The sequence below is a fragment of the Pseudomonadota bacterium genome (assembly GCA_013285445.1).
Lineage (GTDB): Bacteria > Pseudomonadota > Gammaproteobacteria > Xanthomonadales > Wenzhouxiangellaceae > Wenzhouxiangella.
On record CP053448.1, the window covers coordinates 3,417,311 to 3,434,498 of the forward strand.

Here is a 17,188-nt window from a genome sequence, read left to right on the forward strand (position 1 = left end):
CGACGGCATGCACCCGTTCAACCAGCCATTGCAGCTGCCCTGCGGAACGACAATACCCAATCGACTGGCAAAGGCGGCCATGACCGAGGGTCTGGCCGAGCCGGACGGCGGGGCCGGCGCGCGCATCGCCCGGCTCTACGCGACCTGGGCACGGGGCGGGGCCGGTGTACTGATCACCGGCAACATCATGGTCGACGGGCGCTACCGCGAGCGGCCGGCCAATATTGTCGTCGACGGCGACCCGAGCGACGGCCGGCGTAAAGGACTCGCAGCGTTCGCGGCCGCCGCGCGCCAGGGCGGCGGGGTGGCGCTGGCCCAGATCTCCCATGCCGGCCGGCAGTCCCCGAAGACCATCGCCGTCGAACCGGTCGGTCCCTCGGCCGTCGCCCTGGGCCTGCCCGGCGGCCTGTTCGGCACCCCGCGCGCGCTGACGACGGCCGAGATCCGCGACGTGATCGAGCGCTTCGCGCACAGCGCCGGCACGCTGTGCGAGTGCGGCTTCGACGGCGTGCAGGTCCATGCCGCGCACGGCTACCTGATATCCGAGTTCCTCAATCCGCTGGCCAACCGGCGCGGGGACGAGTGGGGTGGTTCGCTGGAAAACCGCGCCCGGCTGCTGATCGAGATCGTGCGCGCCGTGCGCCGGCGCATCGGCGGTGGGCGCGTGCTGGCGGTCAAGCTCAACTCGTCGGACTTTCAGAAGGGCGGGTTTTCGTTTGCCGATTGCCTGCGGGTCGTCGGCTGGCTCGAGGACGAGGGCATCGACCTGCTCGAGATTTCCGGCGGCAACTACGAACAGCCGCGCATGATGGGCTTTTCAGGGCTCGAGCCGGTGTTCGAGGAGGACGTGCGCGAGAGCACGCGGGCGCGTGAAGCCTATTTCATGGGCTACGCCGAAGCCATCATCGGGCGCTCGAAGTTGCCGGTCATGGTCACTGGCGGCTTTCGCACCCGCCGCGCCATGACCGCGGCGCTGGAACAGGGGGTCGGTGTGATTGGCCTGGCCCGGCCCCTGTGCGTGTCGCCGGACGCACCCGGGCAACTGCTGTCCGGGTCGATCGATGATCTGCCGGCTCCGGAGAAGTCCTTCCGCCTGGGGCCTGGCTGGCTGGGACCCCGTTCACGCAGCGACCTGGTCAAGGCCGCCAACGGTTTCGCCGCCATGGCCTTTTTCTACCGCAACATCCTGCGCATGGCCGACGGTCGTCAGCCCCGGCGGCGCATGAACCTGTGGGCGGCACTGATTGCCCATCAGCTGCGCGAACGTGCCGATGCCAGAAGCCACCGTCTGAAGGTCGAACCGCAACAGGAGCGCGAGTCGCACTGATGGGCCGACGACAGCGCCGCCATATACTCCCTGTCGATGCCAGGGCTGAGCAGGGAACGCACAATGTCTGAGCGCAGATATCGCTTGAAGGCGTCGCGACGATGAGCGGCAAACGCATCGCCCATCGCCATTCGCAGGCACTGCTGGCCCTGCCGGTATTTTTTGCCATCAGTTTTGCGGCCGCGGCTGGCGGCATCCTGTTTCCGCCCGGCGAGTGGTACCAAGCGCTGGAACGGCCGCCGTTTGCTCCGCCCAACTGGCTGTTCGGGCCGGTCTGGACGCTGCTCTACGCCCTGATCGCCGTTTCCGGCTGGCTGGTCTGGCGTCGCTCGGGATGGGGTTCCCGGCCGATCGCGTTATGGCTTTTGCAGATGACGCTCAACGCCCTGTGGACACCGCTGTTTTTCGGGTTGAACTGGATGGGCGCGGCGGCTATCGAAATGGCACTGCTGTGGCTGTCGATTCTGGCCTGCGTGATCGTGTTCCGCCGTGTCTCACGCCCGGCCGGCTGGCTGATGGTGCCTTATCTGGCCTGGGTCGGCTTTGCCTTTGTGCTCAACCTGGGTTTCTGGTGGTTGAACCATTACTAATGCGGTCAGGCCCCGGGCGCGCCGTTCAGCTCTGTCGCAGCTGCTTTTCCAGCCGGGCCCAGGTGTCGCGCAGGGTCACGGCGCGGTTGAAAACCGGCCGATCCGGTGTGCCGTCGGTATCGGGCACGAAGTATCCGAGGCGTTCGAACTGGAAGAACTCGCCGGGCCCGGCTTTCTCCAGGTCCGGCTCCAGCCGGGCGTTGTCGAGTACCTCGAGCGAATCGGGGTTGAGGTGCTCGGTGAAGTCCCGCTGCTTGTCGACGGCCGGATGGGGGATGTTGAACAGGCGGTCATACAGGCGCACCTCGGCGGTGATCGCATGTTCGGCCGATACCCAGTGGATGGTGCCCTTGACCTTGCGCTCGGCGCCGGGCTGGCCTGAGCGGGTCTCGGGGTCGAAGCTGCAGTGCAGTTCGACCACATTGCCGGCCTCATTCTTGAAGACATCATCGCACCGGATGATGAAGGCGTTGCGCAGGCGGACTTCGCCGCCGGGCTTGAGGCGGAAGAACTTCTTCGGCGCCTCTTCCATGAAATCGTCTTGCTCGATCCACAGCTTGCGTGTCAGTGGAACCTTGCGCGTACCCATATCCGGATTCTGTGGGTGATTGGCCGTCTCGACCCATTCAGTTTCATCGGCGGGAAAATTGGTCAGCACCAGTTTGAGCGGACGCAGAACAGCCATGCGGCGCGGCGCTCGCACGTTGAGGTCATCGCGCAGGTGGCGCTCGAGCTCGCCGAAGGGGATGATGCTTTCGGACTTGGTCACGCCGATCTCGGTGCAGAAGCTGCGGATCGACTCGGGCGTGAAGCCGCGGCGGCGGATGCCGGCGATGGTCGGCAGGCGCGGGTCGTCCCAGCCGTTGACATGGCCCTCCTCGACCAATGCCGTGAGCCGGCGCTTTGACAGCACGGTAAAGTCAAGATTCAGCCGGGCGAATTCGATCTGACGGGGGCGTGCCGGAACCGGCAGATGCTCGATCAGCCAGTCATAGAGCGGACGATGATCCTCGAACTCCAGCGTGCACAGCGAATGGGTGATGTGTTCGATGGCATCGCTCTGGCCGTGGGCGAAGTCGTAGCTGGGGTAGATACACCAGGTGGTGCCAGTGCGCGGATGCGCCTTGTTGCGAATGCGATAAATCACCGGGTCGCGCAGATTGATATTGGGCGCGGCCATGTCGATCTTTGCCCGCAGCACGCAGCTGCCTTCCCCGAACTCCCCGTCGCGCATACGCTCGAACAGTTCGCGGCTTTCGGCCGCGGGCCGGTCGCGGCAGGGGCTTTCGGCGCCCGGCTCGGTCAAGGTTCCGCGCTGCTCGCGAATGCTGTCGGCATCCTGTTCATCGACATAGGCCAGGCCGTTATCGATCAAGTGCAGGGCATACTCATAGAGCGTCTCGAAATAGTCCGAGGCATAGCATTCGTGCTCCCACTCATAGCCCAGCCAGCGCACATCTTCCTTGATCGAGTCGATATAGCGCTGTTCCTCGCGGGCGGGATTGGTATCGTCAAAGCGCAGATTGGTATAGCCGCCAAATTCCTCGGCAAGGGAAAAATTAAGCACAATCGACTTGGCGTGGCCGATGTGCAGAAAGCCGTTGGGTTCGGGCGGGAACCGCGTGATCACCCGCTCACACTGCCCGGCCTCGATCTCCCTGCGGATCTGGTTGCGGATGAAGTTGGTCGGAGGGGCCGGCTGGTCACTACTGCTCATGGGAATCACGTCACGTCGCTCAAGGCGGGCATTATACCGGCCAATGTTGACAGTCGAGGCGGGACGAGATGGCGATGCGGGGGATTTCCCGGACTCATAACTAGTGGTCCTTCAACCTGATAATTTAGGGTTCAGCGTTCCTGTAGCGCTCCACTGCAAGGCGCGCCGCGCAGGGAATGGCCGTAGCCCTTGCCAAGCGGCGGAACGCAGCAGCGGAGCGCTACAGGAGCGCCCGAAGGGTTGGCCTGTCAGCGTCCATGGCTGCGTTCCGGCTCTTGTAAAGGGCGATGGCCATTCACTGCGAGCCGCGCCTTGCCCTGAACGCTGACAGACCAACTGAACCCTAAATTATCAGGTTGAAGGACCACTAGTGGGCTCGGGCGCCTCTGTGGGCGATTTTGGAATCTGTGATTTGGTATGAGCCCACGGAAGGTACCCGAGCCCGCCAACCGAAGCGGCCCCATCGCTCGGCGTCACGCTAGACCCGATGCCGACGTTAGGCTACCCTCTCGGAGTCCCAGAATTCCGGCAAGAACACCATGACAGAAGAACACCGCTTCGACCACCACAAGCTGAGCACCCGAATCCTGGCCGGCCTGGGGCTGGGGCTGCTGGTGGGGCTGGCGCTGAATTTCACGGCTGGCGAGGTCGGGTGGATACAAACCTGGATCATCGACGGGCTGTTCAGCGTAGTCGGCGAGATTTTCGTGCGCTTCCTGAGCATGCTGATCGTACCCATCGTTTTTGTCTCGCTGGTCACCGGCGTGGCATCACTGGCAGACCCTGCCAGCCTGGGTCGGGTCGGAGGCAAGGCAATCGGGCTCTACCTCATCACGACCGGCCTTGCCGTCATTCTTGCGCTGTCTGCCGGGCAGGTGTTTCAGACCGGCGTTGGTGCCAGTCCCGAAGGCATGGCCGCACCCGAAATCTCCGAAGCGCCCCCTTTCAAGCAGGTGCTGATCGACCTGGTTCCGCGAAACCCGGTCGAGGCCATGGCCGAGGGCAACATGCTGCCGATCATCGTGTTCTCGATCCTTCTGGGGCTGGCCATGTCGTTGGCCGGTCGACAGGGCCGGCGCGTCGGTGAGTTTTTTTCGGACTTGATGGACGTGGTCATGAAGCTGGTCGGTATCATCATGCTGATCGCGCCGTATGGCGTGTTTGCATTGATTGCCGGCATGGCTGCCACCACGGGCTGGGGCACGTTCTACGGCGTGCTGAAGTACGTCATGCTGGTCATGGCAATATTGATCGTGCATGCCGCGGTCGTCTACCCCGCACTGCTGAAGATGTTTACCGGGCTGAGTCCATTGACCTTCTACCGCCAGTTCAAGGATGTCATGGTGTTTGCGTTTTCCACCGCGTCGTCCGGAGCGACCATCCCGGTCAACCTGCGCGCGGTTCAGGAACGCCTCGGCGTCAGCAACCGAGTCAGCTCTTTCACCATTCCGCTGGGCGCAACAATCAACATGGACGGTACCGCGATCATGCAGGGCATAGCCGTCGGGTTCATCGCGCAGTATTACGGCGTAGACTTGAGCCTGAGTCAGTATCTGATGGTGGTGTTCATGGTCATCATGGCTTCCATCGGCGCGGCTGGCGTGCCCGGAGTGGGGCTGATACTGCTGGCCGGCGTGCTGCAGCAGGTTGGCCTGCCGACGGAAGGAATTGCGCTGATACTCGGGGTTGATCGCCTGCTTGACATGACGCGCACGGCGGTCAACGTCACCGGCGATGCCACGGTAACCTGCATCGTGGCCAACAGCGAGGGTGAACTCGACCGCGATCGGTTTAATTCGATCCGTGTCCAGCCGGTGTCGTCGGCGCCTGGCGGCTGAATCGATCGTCACGGAGGTAAAGTATGCGAACTGTCATCTTTTTTTGGGCAGTACTGGTCGTTGCCATCGCCACAGCCGGGGACGAGCGACAACGCAATGCGTTCGACCACGACATCCTGGCCGAAACCTTCGGTTATGGGCCGGACACCGAAAGCCTGGTCGATTACGAAGCCCTTTATCAGGGCTGTCCCAGGCGAGACTGCATTCCGGCGATCGACGATCCGGTTTACGTCCCGGCGACGGAAGCAGACTTCATGGCGCCGGACACGATCATTCTCGGTATCGATTACGGCGGCGAGCAACGCGCCTATCCGCTGCCGATCATGGATCACCACGAAATTGTCAATGACGAAGTCGGCGGCCAGCCAGTCGCGGTTACGTGGTGCCCCCTGTGCGGCTCCGGGATCGTATTTGATCGGGTCGTTGACGGTGAAACCTTGTCATTCGGTGTTTCGGGCTTGCTACATGAATCTGACCTGGTCATGTACGACCGCAAGACCAAGTCGCTGTGGCAGCAGATCAGCGGAGACGCGATCATGGGCCCGAAAATGGGTACTGAGCTGAAAGCCCTGCCCAGCACGATGACCGAGTGGTCGACCTGGCGGGAAGCTCATGCCGACACGCTTGTGCTTACTCCTGCCGTGATGTCCGTCGACTATTTCGAAGCCCAAGCCTACGCGAGTTACGCCGAAAGTGAACGGCTCGCCTTTCCCGTTTCCCGGCGGGATCTGACGATTCATCCCAAGACAGTGGTCTACGGTTTCGAATTCGACGAGCAGTCGCTTGCAGTCATGGAGTCCTCTCTGGACGAATCGGGTGCGCTCGAGGCGTCAGTGGGGGATATTCAGCTGCGCGTCGAGCGCCTCGAGGACGGTTCGGTGATCGCCACGGATCAAGCCGGGCAACGGCATGAGCCGATTCGGCTGTTCTGGTTCGCGTGGTACAGCTTTCACCCGGACACGGAAAAAATCTGACGCCCATGCCGGGCGCAGGGTCGACCTGCGCCCGACCGGCTTCAGCGGCCCGACCCGATCACCTCGTCAAGCGTTTCCCGGATTCGCGCGGCCCAGAAGGGAGCGCGGCGTGCGGCCTTCTGGGCGTGACTGAGCGCGTCGTAGCCAGGCGGGTTGTCGGCGATCACATCATACAGGTTCAATCGCACAGTCCTGGACTCGTCGATGATGAACAGGCCCGGCGTGCCATGAACGCCCCAGGATGCGGCGACGTCTCCGGCGTCGGGAAAGACCACGAAGCCGTAGCCGTTTTCGGCAATCAGTTCGGCGGGGTCGTTGCGATCGCGAAAATTCAGCGCATAGACCGTGATGTGGTCGCCGTACTCGTCCAGGATGCTCTGGATATGGGGCATCAGTGCCTTGCAGTAAGGGCACCAGCTGGCCCAGAACAAATAGATGCCGACGCCATGTTGCTCGTCGGGCAGGGTATAGGAGACACCCTCCAGGCTTTCAAGCGTGAACGATTCGGGCACCTGTGCCTGCACACCGAAGCTGGCGAGCAGGAGCAAGGCTGCAGTCAGTGAGCGCATGGGTTAGTCTGGGCCACTTTGAAACCGGGTTCAGCTTATCGCAAGACGCGCGCTTCAAGTCCATCAGGGAAAGTACCTATGACCCGGTCAGGACCCGCGGTTGACCAGTCGACGGCCTCCTCACCCGCGACCGACGGTCTCGCGCGACCGGGATTGCATGTCCAGGGCAGCGCGCATCGCCTGGGGAGCTCCGAGAGCGAATCCGAGCGCGGCGAGCGCACAGGCGGCCATCACCAGGGCAACGGGCAGGGGGTGGCGCCCACGAGCACCGTCGACAGTGCGCTGATCAGCCCGCCCAGCGCAAACTGCGCGGCACCGAGCAATGCGCTGGCCGTGCCGCCGAGCTGCGGGAAGAACTCCAGGGCATTGGCGATGTTATTGGGAATGATCAGACCGAGACAGCCGCCGGCGACGACCAGACAAACGGCGACCGTCGCCAGCCCGGCGCCGCCGGCGAGCGCGAGCAGCAGGCACAACACAGCCGTTGCCTGGATGGCGCATCCGGCGCACAGGATCTGCGTGGAGTGAAAGGTCCTGAGCAAACGGCGATTGAGCAGATTTGCGGCAACCATCGCCGCAACGTTGGCCGCGAACAGCAGAGAAAACATTGCGTTCGACGCGCCGAACCAGCCCTGATAGAGAAACGAGGCGTGAGTGATGAATACCAGCATCACGCTAAAGGCCAGCGTCTGTATCGCGATGAAGCGCATGGTGGTCCGGTGGCTGATCACCGCAATATAGTTGGTCACCAGCGTGGAAGCAGGCGTTCGGATCTTGGGGGCCGGGCGAAGGCTACTGAACATGAACCGCTGCAGCGTGATTGCCAGGACCAGCGCATAGGCTGCCAAGAAAACAAAGATTGCGCGCCAGCTGAATTGATAGAGCAGCCCGGTGCCAATTGCCGGCGCCACAGCGGGAGCCGTCAGCATCACGATCCCAATCAGAGAAAACAGACTGGCCGATGCCTGACCATGGGTTCGATCACGAACAATCGCGGGTACTGATACCGCGCAGCAGGCGCCGCCCATCGCCTGGACCATCCGCCAGACCATCATGGCCGCGAGCGTTTCGGACAGGGCAAGCATCAGGCTGGCGACGGCAAATATGCCCAGCCCGCTGAACAGCACGACCCGCCGCCCGTAACGGTCCGACAGCGGTCCGCCCACCAGCTGCGCTAGGCCGAGCGCGAAAACGTAGATACTCAACGTCCGCCCCACCGCGGGCAAGTCCACGCCAAGGTCCGCGGCGATATCGGGAAATGCAGGCAAATACGTATCGAGCGCAAACGGCCCGATAGCCACGGTCATGCCAAGAAGTATGGCGAATCGAAGGGTGGACACGGTTTAGGGTGCAGAAGATCAGCCGATAGCTTGCCACATCCGCCAGCAACAATTGGTAGCGGGGTAACAGACCAGCTAGGGAATTCAAACAATCGCGCGACCCGAAGGGGCGCGCACAGCGTAGCCCGGCGGGGTAAGGCGGTTTGCGCCCTCAGGCGCAAGGAGCCTTGCCGCGGAGGAAGGCCAGGCGTGACCGTTGGTTACTGCCAGGACGCTGAGGCTAGTGGGCCATGCGGCTAATTAGGTAACACTCAGCCGCCGCACAAGCGTCGGGGGCAAGGCGCGCGAGCGAAGGCGTCCTTGCCGGGCCGTCGAGCGAGCGGAACGCAGCCCACGTCGCTTGTGCGGCGGCTGAGTGTTACCTAATTAGCCGCATGGCCCACTAGCTTCCACATAAAAAGAAACCCCGCAACCACAAGTGGCTACGGGGTTCCTAGGGTAAATGCCTGGCAGTGACCTACTCTCGCACGGCGAATGCCGCACTACCATCGGCGCTGGCGCGTTTCACTGCCGAGTTCGGGATGGGATCGGGTGGTTCCACGCCGCTATTGCCGCCAGGCAAGGCTAACCATTTTCCGGGCAAAGCCCGGCAAATGTCCCGGACCTGATCCGGGATTTCCCTGCCGTTGGCAGGGCATCTCCGGATGTGCCCGGGACCTCCTCGCTGCCTTTAGAGCAAACAAGGAGTCGGAATCTGTTCAAGAGCGTTGTCGTGTCATCGCAAGAGAGCATCATGCTCTCCAATTGGCTTTGGTGTTATATGACCAAGCCTCACGGGCAATTAGTACTGGTTAGCTTCATGCATTACTGCACTTCCACACCCAGCCTATCAACCTGGTCGTCTTCCAGGGCCCTTCAGGGACCTCGAGGGTCCAGTGAGACCTAATCTTGGAATGGGCTTCCCGCTTAGATGCTTTCAGCGGTTATCCCTGCCGATCGTAGCTACCCGGCAATGCATCTGGCGATACAACCGGAACACCAGCGGATCGTCCACTCCGGTCCTCTCGTACTAGGAGCAGATTTCCTCAAGTCTCAAGCGCCCACGGCAGATAGGGACCGAACTGTCTCACGACGTTCTAAACCCAGCTCGCGTACCACTTTAAATGGCGAACAGCCATACCCTTGGGACCGGCTACAGCCCCAGGATGTGATGAGCCGACATCGAGGTGCCAAACACCGCCGTCGATATGAACTCTTGGGCGGTATCAGCCTGTTATCCCCGGAGTACCTTTTATCCGTTGAGCGATGGCCCTTCCATACAGAACCACCGGATCACTAAGACCTACTTTCGTACCTGCTCGATCCGTCGATCTCGCAGTCAAGCACCCTTGTGCCTTTGCACTCACCGCACGATGTCCGACCGTGCTGAGGGTACCTTCGTGCTCCTCCGTTACTCTTTGGGAGGAGACCGCCCCAGTCAAACTACCCACCACACACTGTCCCCGAACCGGATAACGGTCCTGGGTTAGAACTCCAGTTACACCAGGGTGGTATTTCAAGGTTGGCTCCACGCAGACTGGCGTCCACGCTTCAAAGCCTCCCACCTATCCTACACAGGAGTAACCGAAGTTCAGTGTGAAGCTGTAGTAAAGGTTCACGGGGTCTTTCCGTCTAGCCGCGGGTATACGGCATCTTCACCGCAATTTCAATTTCACTGAGTCTCGGGTGGAGACAGCGTGGCCATCGTTACGCCATTCGTGCAGGTCGGAACTTACCCGACAAGGAATTTCGCTACCTTAGGACCGTTATAGTTACGGCCGCCGTTTACCGGGGCTTCGATCAAGAGCTTCGGCGAACCTAACCCCATCACTTAACCTTCCGGCACCGGGCAGGCGTCACACCCTATACGTCCACTTGCGTGTTTGCAGAGTGCTGTGTTTTTAATAAACAGTCGCAGCCACCTGGTCACTGCGGCCTCCAGAAGCTCAGAGAGCAAGTCTCATCACCGCCAGAGGCGTACCTTCTCCCGAAGTTACGGTACCATTTTGCCTAGTTCCTTCACCCGAGTTCTCTCAAGCGCCTTGGGATTCTCACCCTGCCTACCTGTGTCGGTTTACGGTACGGTCAAGCGTTACCTGAAGCTTAGAAGATTTTCCTGGAAGCATGGCATCAATGCCTTCGCCCCACACAGGGGGCTCCCCATCGCATCTCGACATTGATCCCCCGGATTTGCCAAAGGGACCTGCCTACCTGCTTGGACCGGGACAACCAACGCCCGGAGCACCTAGCCTTCTCCGTCTCTCCATCGCAGTAACACCTGGTGCAGGAATATTAACCTGCTTCCCATCGACTACGCGTTTCCGCCTCGCCTTAGGGGCCGACTCACCCTGCGCCGATTAACGTTGCGCGAGGAAACCTTGGGCTTTCGGCGAACGGGTTTTTCACCCGTTTTATCGTTACTCATGTCAGCATTCGCACTTCCGATACCTCCAGCATGCCTCTCGACACACCTTCGCAGGCCTACGGAACGCTCCTCTACCATGCAGGTAAACCTGCATCCGCAGCTTCGGTACATGGCTTGAGCCCCGGTAAATCTTCCGCGCAGGCCGACTCGACCAGTGAGCTATTACGCTTTCTTTAAAGGGTGGCTGCTTCTAAGCCAACCTCCTGGCTGTCTGGGCCTTCCCACATCGTTTTCCACTTAGCCATGATTTGGGGACCTTAGCTGGCGGTCTGGGTTGTTTCCCTTTTGACGACGGATGTTAGCACCCGCCGTCTGTCTCCCGTGATTGCACTTCCTGGTATTCGGAGTTTGCCATGGTTTGGTAAGTCGGTATGACCCCCTAGCCATAACAGTGCTCTACCCCCAGGAGTGAGACACGAGGCGCTACCTAAATAGCTTTCGAGGAGAACCAGCTATCTCCGAGTTTGTTTAGCCTTTCACTCCTAGCCACAGGTCATCCCCTAATTTTTCAACATTAGTGGGTTCGGGCCTCCAGTGCCTGTTACGGCACCTTCACCCTGCCCATGGCTAGATCACTCGGTTTCGGGTCTACTCCCAGAGACTATACGCCCTATTCAGACTCGGTTTCCCTTCGCCTTCCCTAAACGGTTAAGCTTGCCACTGAAAGTAAGTCGCTGACCCATAATACAAAAGGTACGCCGTCACTCCGTCCTAAAGCACCCTCGGCTTGATTTTGCGGTTGGCCATCGCTACGCGATGGCCAACGCGGGTGCTGGGCTTGCCGCCCCAACCACCTTCATGGAAGGTGCTTTAGCGACGGAGCTCCGACTGCTTGTACGCACACGGTTTCAGGTTCTATTTCACTCCCCTCTCCGGGGTTCTTTTCGCCTTTCCCTCACGGTACTGGTTCACTATCGGTCGGCAGAGAGTATTTAGCCTTGGAGGATGGTCCCCCCATGTTCAGACAGGATATCACGTGTCCCGCCTTACTCGATTTCACCTCGTGCGCCCTTTCGCATACCGGGCTATCACCGTCTATGGCCGGCCTTTCCAGACCGTTCTGCTAAAACACATGAGGCTTAAGGGCTAATCCCCGTTCGCTCGTCGCTACTGAGGGAATATCGGTTGATTTCTTTTCCTCCGGGTACTTAGATATTTCAGTTCTCCGGGTTCGCTTCGACACCCTATAGATTCAGGTGCCGATACTCCGCAAGCGGAGTGGGTTTCCCCATTCGGAAATTCACGGATCAAAGCATATTGCCAACTCCCCGTGACTTATCGCAGGCTATCACGTCCTTCATCGCCTTCTGCCGCCAAGGCATCCACCGTGTGCGCTTGGTTGCTTGGTCATATAACCCAAAGCCAACTGGCCTCGAGAAACACACACAAACACCCAACCTTTTACGCTGACACGACTGAACGCAACTGTAAGATGATCCGGTGATGCCGGTCTGCGGGTCGCAGAAACAGCAACGACCGGATTCAGTTGCATCCAAGACGCTCTTGAACAGATTCCTGATTGTTAAAGAACATTTGGATCCCACGTTCGGCCCGACCAATATGGTGGAGCCAGGCGGGATCGAACCGCCGACCTCCTGCTTGCAAAGCAGGCGCTCTCCCAGCTGAGCTATGGCCCCAGTAAAAGGTGGTGGGTCTGGGTGGATTTGAACCACCGACCTCACCCTTATCAGGGGTGCGCTCTAACCAACTGAGCTACAGACCCGGTCTGGAAATCATCACTGATGTCCGTCACCCGGACCTGGGCCGACGTGGTGCAGTTCTTGCTGCAGGTAACTTGTGATGGGCGCCATCAAAAGGCGGATGCGTTCTCTTTAAAGGAGGTGATCCAGCCGCAGGTTCCCCTACGGCTACCTTGTTACGACTTCACCCCAGTCATTGACCACACCGTGGCAAGCGTCCTCCCGAAGGTTAGACTACCTGCTTCTGGTGCAGCCAACTCCCATGGTGTGACGGGCGGTGTGTACAAGGCCCGGGAACGTATTCACCGCAGCATTGCTGATCTGCGATTACTAGCGATTCCGACTTCACGCAGTCGAGTTGCAGACTGCGATCCGGACTAAGATCGGCTTTGTGGGATTTGCTTGCTCTCGCGAGTTTGCGGCCCTCTGTACCGACCATTGTAGCACGTGTGTAGCCCAGCCCGTAAGGGCCATGATGACTTGACGTCATCCCCACCTTCCTCCGGTTTATCACCGGCAGTCTCCTTAGAGTTCCCGACATTACTCGCTGGCAACTAAGGACAAGGGTTGCGCTCGTTGCGGGACTTAACCCAACATCTCACGACACGAGCTGACGACAGCCATGCAGCACCTGTCACCCGGTTCCCGAAGGCACCGATCCATCTCTGGAAAGTTCCTGGGGATGTCAAGGGCTGGTAAGGTTCTTCGCGTTGCATCGAATTAAACCACATGCTCCACCGCTTGTGCGGGCCCCCGTCAATTCCTTTGAGTTTCAACCTTGCGGCCGTACTCCCCAGGCGGTCAACTTAACGCGTTAGCTTCGTCACTAAGAGCTATTAAGGCTCCCAACAACTAGTTGACATCGTTTAGGGCGTGGACTACCAGGGTATCTAATCCTGTTTGCTACCCACGCTTTCGTACCTCAGCGTCAGTCTTGGTCCAGTAAGCCGCCTTCGCCACTGGTGTTCCTCCAGATATCTACGCATTTCACCGCTACACCTGGAATTCCACTTACCTCTACCAGACTCTAGCCACGCAGTATCGAATGCAATTCCCAGGTTAAGCCCGGGGCTTTCACATCCGACTTACGTAGCCGCCTACGCACGCTTTACGCCCAGTAATTCCGATTAACGCTCGCACCCTCCGTATTACCGCGGCTGCTGGCACGGAGTTAGCCGGTGCTTATTCATCAGGTACCGTCAATTGCCATGGGGTATTAACCCAGGCCGTTTCTTTCCTGATAAAAGTGCTTTACAACCCGCAGGCCTTCTTCACACACGCGGCATTGCTGGATCAGGCTTGCGCCCATTGTCCAATATTCCCCACTGCTGCCTCCCGTAGGAGTCCGGGCCGTGTCTCAGTCCCGGTGTGGCTGATCATCCTCTCAGACCAGCTACCGATCGTCGCCTTGGTAGGCCTTTACCCCACCAACTAGCTAATCGGACGTAGGCTCATCTAGCAGTGTGAGCATTCAAGAAGAGGCCCACTTTCCTCCGTAGAGCGTATGCGGTATTAATCCGAGTTTCCCCGGGCTATCCCCCGCTGCTAGGCAGATTCCTACGTGTTACTCACCCGTCCGCCACTCGTCAGCAAGCTAGCAAGCTAGCTCCTGTTACCGTTCGACTTGCATGTGTTAGGCATGCCGCCAGCGTTCAATCTGAGCCAGGATCAAACTCTTCAGTTTAAAAGCAATAAAGCTTTCGAACTTGCGAGACGATCCCGCCCTGGAATTAAACGTTAAAACGTAATTCTTAGGACAGGTCGCTCTCAAATGGCATCACAACCAATCGAGGGCGCCCACACAAATTACCTGCATCATTTGTTAAGGAACGATCACAAACTGGCCGCATTTCGCTGACCAGGCCGGCCATTATAAACCGATTTCCGTGTCGGTCAATACCTTGCGCTGAATTTCTTCGCAAGCGACACCCGCCTCGACACCAGGCGAGCCGCGCATTATAGAGCTTCGCTGACGGGCGTCAACAGCTGCGTGCAGTTTTTTTGCAATCTATTTCGTCCAGCGCTGCAGGTCATTGATTTTGAGCGGTTTGTTTATCCGGCCTCCGGGTTCGGGTGCGCTGCGCAGTTCGGGGCGGCTTCGCCGCGATGAAACGGAGTGCGCGGCGGGTATCAAGGCCAGGCGGATGCGGGATCGTTCGGGGGAGCTCGCGGCCCGGGGATTCAATCTTCGCCGATCGCCACCAGGCGATCGCGCAGGCGGTCCAGCAGCAGGTTGGCGCAGCCGCCCGGAGAGACACGGGCCTGAATACTGGCTTCGGGGTCGCGGTCAGCCAGCTCGTCGAGCCCGGCCGCGGCAACGCGGTAGGCTTCGCGGAAAGGCCGGCCCTGCCCGACCAGTTCGTTGGCGCGGTCGGTGGCGTACAGGGCCGGTGCGATGGCCTCGCGCATGCGCGTTTTGTTCCAGGTAAGCGACTCGAGCAGGCCCGGCACCAGCTCGAGTCCGGCCAGGCCGCGCTGGAAGGCGCGAATCAGCGGCGGCTTGGTGTCCTGGAGGTCGCGCTGGTAGCCCGAAGGCAACGACAGGACGCTTTCGAGTTCGCTACGCGCCCCGACAATGGTGGCGTGAAGGGACCGAAGCAGCTCAACCGTGTCGGGGTTGTGCTTGTTGGGCATGATCGACGAACCGGTGCAGTAGGCGCTGCCAATCTGTACGAAACCGAACTCATCGCTGGCATACAGGCTCAGGTCCCAGGCCAGCCGCCTCAGGTCGGCGGTCGCTGCCGAAAGCGCGTCAACGGCGCGCAGCTCGACCTTGCCGCGGGCGTTCTGGGCGTACTGCGGATTGACCACAAGACGGCGAAAGCCCAGGTCTTCGGCAACACCGTCACGATCCAGCGCCAGATTGACGCCGAATCCGGAGGCCGTGCCCAGCGGGCTGGCATCGAGCCAGCCAACTACCAGACCGGCCAGTTCAGCGTTGTCGATGAAAGCCTCGGCATGTCCGGCCCACCATAGCCCGAGCGATGAGGGCATGGCTTGCTGCAGGTGCGTGTGCCCCGGCACAGGCACCATCGCCTCATCGTCGGCCCGCTCAAGGGCAACCCGCGCAATCGCCCGGCAGATTCGACCCAGGCCATCGAGCCGGTCGCGCAGATAAAGCCGGATTGCCACCGCCACCTGGTCGTTGCGGCTACGCCCGGCATGAACGCGTCCGCCGATTTCACCCAGCCGGTCAGTGAGCCACGACTCGATGGCCGAATGACCGTCCTCGTAGCGTTCGTCGAGGACGAATTGACCTCCGGCAAAGGCTTCTTGCAGATCCTCCAGGGCAGCGATCATCGCCCCGGCCTGATCGTCGTCGAGGACGCCAATGCGCGCCAGCCCCCGGGCATGTGCCTGGCTGGCGCGAATATCGAAGGGCAGGAGTTCGCGGTCCAGGATCACGTCGTCACCGGCGAGGAAGCGCATCACCCGCTCGTCGACCTCCATGGTCGAATCCTTTTTCCAGATGTATTCAGCCATTGGCGACTCCCTGGTTGCGTGACGGCCGGACGCGCGCGGGATCGTTCGCTGAGGGCCTCGCCACGCGTCGAACCGAAGCGAACGATGCCGTGCGCGTCCGGCCCGCGGACTTGCCCCGACCGGTTCGGCGTGCGCCCCGGCCAGAGGTCAGCCGGGCGGGGTGGGGTGACTTTGCTTCAGTTCGATGCGTGGCGCGGCCTTCAGCAAAGTCACCCCACCCCGCCCGGCCTTTGTGCAGCGCCCCGTTCATTGGCCCTTGGAGCCCACGCCAGCCAGCTCATCCAGCCCGAGGGCCAGGTTGATGTTCTGCAGGGCCTGGCTGGCCGCCCCCTTTAGCAGGTTATCGAGCACCACCACAAAACTGGCCCGCATGGCGTCGCGCTCGTCGACGGTGAAGCCGCCGATGGCCAGACGCGGCGTGCCGGCAACGTCGCGGATCTCCGGGATTTCCCCACCGACACCGATCAACGGCTCGTCCATGTACCGATCGGTGAACACGGCGAGCAGTTCGGCGGCGGTCAGTGGCTCGGTCAGCAGCAGCGACAGGGTCAGCGAGATACCGCGAAAAAACGGAGCCACATGAGGGTGGAAGCGAACCGGGCGTGCCAGGTGGGCTGACACTTCACGCTCGTGCACGTGCCCGGTCAGCGCGTAGGGAATCAGATTGTCGGCCAGCCGCTTCGGGTCGTTACGTGGAGACGGCGCCTTTCCGGCACCGCTGTATCCCGACACGCCGAAGACTTCTGCCGGCGCCGCCAGCGAGCGCCGCAGCGGCAGCAGCCCGGACAGCGCGCCGCTCGCATAGCAACCCGGATTGGCAATTCGGCGAGCGCCGGCCAGGGCAGCGCGATTCCATTCGGTCAGGCCATAGACCCAGTCCGGGTCGAATCGCCAGTCAGCACCCAGATCCAGGATGAGCGCTTCGGGATGGACCCGGCTGATGGCGTCTACCCAGGCCTGGCTTCGGCCATTGGGCAGGGCCAGCACCCACACGTCGGCGTCGACCGCCGCGACGCCGGAAGGCTCGAGCGCTTGGTAGGCCTGCCCGGCATCGGGCCACTCCGGCACGGCCCGGGCAATCGGTTCACCGGCCCGGCTGCCGCTCGAGGCCAGCGCCAGTTCCATGTCCGGATGACCGGCCAGCAGCCTGAGCAACTCCGATCCGGTATGGCCCCGCCCGCCGATCAGCGCCAATCGATGCATGGTTCTTTTTCCTTCCTGGTTACCGCCATGTCAGTCGCATTCT

The 17,188-nt window shown here is 60.9% G+C and carries 8 protein-coding genes, 2 tRNA genes, 3 rRNA genes and 1 pseudogene; 4 read left to right on the plus strand and 10 right to left on the minus strand.

From position 1 onward, the window contains the following. The first annotated feature begins 7 nt into the window (after positions 1-7). A complete protein-coding gene (locus HND55_15075; GenBank protein QKK04148.1) occupies positions 8-1,327 on the plus strand; it encodes an NADH:flavin oxidoreductase/NADH oxidase family protein in 1,320 nt (439 codons plus the stop codon). 101 nt (positions 1,328-1,428) lie between these two features. Next, positions 1,429-1,917 (plus strand): tryptophan-rich sensory protein, encoded by a 489-nt coding sequence (locus HND55_15080; protein QKK03862.1) that lies wholly within the window; start codon positions 1,429-1,431, stop codon positions 1,915-1,917. Between the two features lie 25 nt (positions 1,918-1,942). On the opposite strand, the gene HND55_15085 is transcribed toward HND55_15080, so the two are convergent. After that, positions 1,943-3,634 carry a glutamine--tRNA ligase/YqeY domain fusion protein gene (locus tag HND55_15085; protein QKK03863.1) on the minus strand — a complete coding sequence of 564 codons (1,692 nt, stop codon included), beginning with the start codon at positions 3,632-3,634 and terminating at the stop codon, positions 1,943-1,945. Between the two features lie 539 nt (positions 3,635-4,173). Here HND55_15085 and HND55_15090 point away from each other — a divergent pair. Next, complete coding sequence (locus HND55_15090; protein ID QKK03864.1) at positions 4,174-5,472, plus strand: dicarboxylate/amino acid:cation symporter; 1,299 nt, start codon at positions 4,174-4,176, stop codon at positions 5,470-5,472. A 23-nt stretch (positions 5,473-5,495) separates the two neighbouring features. Next, a complete protein-coding gene (locus tag HND55_15095) occupies positions 5,496-6,446 on the plus strand; it encodes a DUF3179 domain-containing protein (protein QKK03865.1) in 951 nt (316 codons plus the stop codon). A gap of 41 nt (positions 6,447-6,487) precedes the next feature. On the opposite strand, the gene HND55_15100 is transcribed toward HND55_15095, so the two are convergent. From HND55_15100 to HND55_15140, 9 genes and pseudogenes are all read right to left on the minus strand, one after another. Beyond that, positions 6,488-7,015 (minus strand): TlpA family protein disulfide reductase, encoded by a 528-nt coding sequence (locus HND55_15100; GenBank protein QKK03866.1) that lies wholly within the window; start codon positions 7,013-7,015, stop codon positions 6,488-6,490. 120 nt (positions 7,016-7,135) lie between these two features. Further along, a pseudogene (locus tag HND55_15105) lies at positions 7,136-8,355 on the minus strand (multidrug effflux MFS transporter). Positions 8,356-8,799: 444 nt separating this feature from the next. Beyond that, positions 8,800-8,914: ribosomal RNA gene (rrf, locus tag HND55_15110) — 5S ribosomal RNA — on the minus strand. Between the two features lie 188 nt (positions 8,915-9,102). Further along, positions 9,103-12,115: ribosomal RNA gene (locus HND55_15115) — 23S ribosomal RNA — on the minus strand. Positions 12,116-12,320: 205 nt separating this feature from the next. Beyond that, positions 12,321-12,396: transfer RNA gene (locus tag HND55_15120), tRNA-Ala, on the minus strand. A gap of 9 nt (positions 12,397-12,405) precedes the next feature. After that, positions 12,406-12,482 (minus strand) — tRNA-Ile (locus tag HND55_15125). A 108-nt stretch (positions 12,483-12,590) separates the two neighbouring features. Further along, a 16S ribosomal RNA gene (locus HND55_15130) occupies positions 12,591-14,145 on the minus strand. The 16S, 23S and 5S rRNA genes sit together here with 2 tRNA genes alongside, the layout of an rRNA operon. Positions 14,146-14,640: 495 nt before the next feature. Then, positions 14,641-15,942, minus strand: coding sequence for an argininosuccinate lyase (argH, locus tag HND55_15135; protein QKK03867.1), 1,302 nt, complete (start codon positions 15,940-15,942; stop codon positions 14,641-14,643). Between the two features lie 246 nt (positions 15,943-16,188). Further along, on the minus strand, positions 16,189-17,145 hold the full coding sequence (locus tag HND55_15140; GenBank protein ID QKK03868.1) for an N-acetyl-gamma-glutamyl-phosphate reductase: 957 nt from the start codon (positions 17,143-17,145) through the stop codon (positions 16,189-16,191). Positions 17,146-17,188: the final 43 nt, after the last annotated feature.